The following is a 3,495-nucleotide window of genomic DNA, read 5'->3' on the forward strand; positions in this document are numbered from 1 at the left end:
CGGCGCAAGCCCGGCCCTGGCCCGGCGCTGGAAAGGCGAACTGGCCTGCTGGCTGGCCCCCCGCGCACGCATGGCCTGTCTGATGGGTCGTCTGCGGCCGCTTGTTCTTGCTTTGGGCGGCAAGACAGGGCAGAATACCGAGTTGTTCCGAAAACTGGCGGCCTCTCCCCTGCAGCAATGGCTGGAGGAAAAGGAAATGGAAAACTGCCGCCAGTGGCTGTTGGCGGAATTGCCGACGGAATTGCACGCTCATATAGCGGAGTTACTTTATGATCTCCCCTGAATTTTCCACCGGTGTCACGCTGCTGCTGTACGGCCTTGCAAGCGTGTCCGGCATAGTCGGCATGGTGGCGCGCAGCCCTTTCTGGCGAAAGCTTGGCTGCTGGCTGGCGGGCGCGGGTTTTATTTTTCAGACCATCTCTCTGGCTACGGGCTTTCACAAGGCCCTGCCCGGCGGGCTGAGCCTTGGGGCATACCTGCAGCTCATGGCCTGGTTTGTGGTTTTGTGCGGACTGGTGGCCTGGGGCAAACTCCGGCAGGAGTCTCCGCTTATTTTCGCCTCACCGCTTGGCCTTATGCTTTTTGCCATGTCGGCCCCGTATCTTGAAGCGGTTGTCCAGGTTCCGCCTTCGCTCAAGGCGCCTTTTTACGCCCTGCACATCGGCACGCTTTTTCTGAGCCTGGCCCTGCTGGCCCTGGCCTTCGCGGCCGGAGCACTTTTTCTTTTTCTGGAAGCGCGCATCAAGAGCAAGCAGTATATGAAGGGCTTTTGGCAGGACATGCCCGCCCTCACCATGCTTGACAAAATCAACGCCTTCACTACGGTTGTGGCCTACCCTCTGTATACTCTGGGCATAATTTCCGGCCTTGTATGGGCAAAGCCCGTATTTGGCGCTACCGTTACGGGCGATCCCAAGGAAGTTATCAGCATCGTCATCTGGATGCTGTTTTCCGTACTGTTCAACAACAGGATCACCAAGGGGTGGAGAGGCCGCAAACCGGCACGACTGGCGGTTTTTATTTTTATTTTGTGTCTTTTTTCAATCATTGTGGTGAATACCTTTATGGAGACGCACCACGCATTCACCCGGCGCTGACTTGGGCATGAACTATGGACTGTGATATCTTTCTTGTGGGCCTGAATCACCGCACCGCCGGAGTGGATGTGCGCGAACGCTTCGCCCTTGCCAATCATTGCGATGAAGAACACTGGGCTCTGCCATGTACGGGCGCGGTTAGCGAGAGTATTATACTCTCCACCTGCAACCGCGTGGAAATCCTGGCGGCAGGAACCGGCGAAGTGGCGGAGCAGGTGCTGCGCAACTGGGCTGGAGCAAGGGAAAGCGACGTTGAGGATCTCAGGCCCTACGTCTATGTGCATAAAAACCTTGAGGCAGTGCGGCATCTGTTTTCCGTGGCGTCAAGCCTGGATTCAATGGTGCTGGGCGAACCCCAGATTCTCGGCCAGTTGAAAACCGCCTACCGCAAGGCCGTAAAAAGCCGGGCCACGGGTGTCATTCTCAACAGGCTGCTGCACAAGGCTTTTTCGGTGGCAAAAAGGGTGCGCACCGAAACCGCCGTGGCTTCCAGCGCGGTTTCCATCAGCTATGCCGCCGTGGAACTGGCAAAACGCATTTTCGGCGACATGCGCGAACACAAGGCCATGCTTGTGGGAGCGGGCGAAATGGCCGAACTGGCCGCCATGCACCTCCTTCAGGCCGGAATTAACGAAATTCTTGTGGCCAACCGCACCCTTGTGCGCGGAGAGGAACTGGCAAAGCAGTTTAACGGACACGCCATTCCCTTTGAAGACATGTCGCGCCATCTGCTGGATGTGGACATCATCATCACTTCCACCGGCTCGCAGGAACCCATTATCCGCGCCCGCGACATCCGCGCAGCCCTCAAGGCCCGTAAAAACAGGCCCATGTTTTTTATTGATATTGCGGTCCCACGCGACATTGATCCAGATGTCAACGGTCTGGACAACGTCTATCTGTACGACATTGATGACCTCAAGGAAGTTGTCGAAGAAAACCTCGCCACCCGGCGCGATGAGGCGGCCAAGGCGGCAGAGATCGTCAACGAAGAAGTGGTGCAGTTTTCGCGCTGGCTGGCTGCTCTGGACATGCAGCCCACCATTGTGGACCTTATCAAAAAAGGCCAGCGCGCCGCGGAAGAGGAACTGGCAAAAACCCTCAAGCGCCTTGGCCCCGTGGACGACAATACGCGGGAGGCCCTTGAAGCCATGGCCGGCGCACTGGTGCGCAAGCTCAACCACGACCCCATCATGTTTCTCAAGCATGGCGGCATGTCTCAGGAAGGCAACGGCCCCCGCATAAGCATCATGCGCCGCATTTTCAACCTGGATAAAACAGGCTGTATTTACTCGGAGGAAAACTGATGCGCTGGTATGGCATCGACGACCTCACGCCCGAGGACACGGCAAAAATAGCCGCCAGACTCAAAGAAATGGAGCTTGAAGCCGGTCTTGAGGGTCTGTATTGGCTGCCCGCACCCGCAGAACTGCTTTCCGGTCTGCAAAAAGAGCACACCGAAAGCTGCGGCCCGCACGTTTTCGGACTGGAACTTGAAGAAGATTCTTTGCGGATGGAACTTCTGGTTCGGGCCAAAGGACGCATGCGGTGCGAATGTGTGCACTATGCCGAGCCGGAACTGCGCGATCGCATGATCGTCTGGCTTGATCAGATGCTTGCCGATCTTGGCATCAACGCCTGACGCGGCAGATATTTTTCTGACCGCTCTGCCGCCTGCGAAGTGAGCGGCAGACGCGTGAGCGCCAAGGCGTATCGTTGTGAACACAGCGAATGCACGCCGAATGCCGCAGCACATTGAAATACGCATTCTGTATGGCTGCACGGTCAAAATGCAGGCCGCTGCCATTTGAAGTTTTTGGCTTATTTTCATTTGGGCCGCCTGCGCGGCGGGCGGCAGAGGGGGCCTGTTAGGGGCTTTGCCCCTCCGAGGCCCCCTCTGCACTCCCCCCGGACCACCCCTGAAGTTTCCAGCGCTTTACAGTCGCGAGGGCTGCGCGTCTTGTGCTGCGGGAGCTTCCTCGCTTCGCTCGGTGATCTCCCTGCGCGCCGCGCAATGCCATCCACGAGATTGGCTTTGACTGATTGGATACGTTGGACGATGGATAGTAAAAACGCCTCGTCTGCGCGCTGTATTGTAAGAGCCACCGGCAAAAAGCAAGAGCTGCTTCAGGAGGGAGAAATATGCTGTCCGGCATGTTCGGGTTCGCCAGCCTTGGTCTGATCTGGCTTGGCCTGGCCTGGATTGGTCCGGCCCCCGCAGCCTGTGACACCCAACAGGCAGAGCCCGTAATCAAGCTTTGAGCACACGCATGAATCAAGCCCCGCGCCTGCAGGATCTTCCCCGTGCCGCTGCCCTGCTCTGCCTTGAGGTAGAGCGCTTCTGCCTGCACGATCTGGCCCTGCCGCGCGGCTCAAGCCTTGTGCTGGCCCTTTCCGG

3 protein-coding genes and 1 pseudogene are annotated in these 3,495 nt (G+C 57.9%); all 4 read left to right on the forward strand.

Annotated elements, in window-relative coordinates:
• Positions 1–283, forward strand: a pseudogene (locus tag V6C16_RS09555) (precorrin-2 dehydrogenase/sirohydrochlorin ferrochelatase family protein); the annotation flags it as partial.
• On the forward strand, positions 270–1,097 hold the full coding sequence (ccsA, locus tag V6C16_RS09560; protein ID WP_333535222.1) for a cytochrome c biogenesis protein CcsA: 828 nt from the start codon (positions 270–272) through the stop codon (positions 1,095–1,097). The pseudogene V6C16_RS09555 and the gene ccsA, both read left to right, overlap by 14 nt.
• Positions 1,098–1,111: 14 nt before the next feature.
• The gene (hemA, locus tag V6C16_RS09565) at positions 1,112–2,404 is read left to right on the forward strand and encodes a glutamyl-tRNA reductase (protein ID WP_333535221.1); all 1,293 of its coding nucleotides are present in this window, start codon (positions 1,112–1,114) and stop codon (positions 2,402–2,404) included.
• Positions 2,404–2,739, forward strand: a complete 336-nt coding sequence (locus V6C16_RS09570; RefSeq protein ID WP_333535220.1) for a hypothetical protein — start codon at positions 2,404–2,406, stop codon at positions 2,737–2,739. Before hemA ends, V6C16_RS09570 begins: the two co-directional genes overlap by 1 nt.
• Positions 2,740–3,495: the final 756 nt, after the last annotated feature.

The organism is Desulfovibrio sp. 1188_IL3213 (genome assembly GCF_036763145.1).
In the GTDB taxonomy this organism is placed as follows: Bacteria; Desulfobacterota; Desulfovibrionia; order Desulfovibrionales; family Desulfovibrionaceae; genus Desulfovibrio.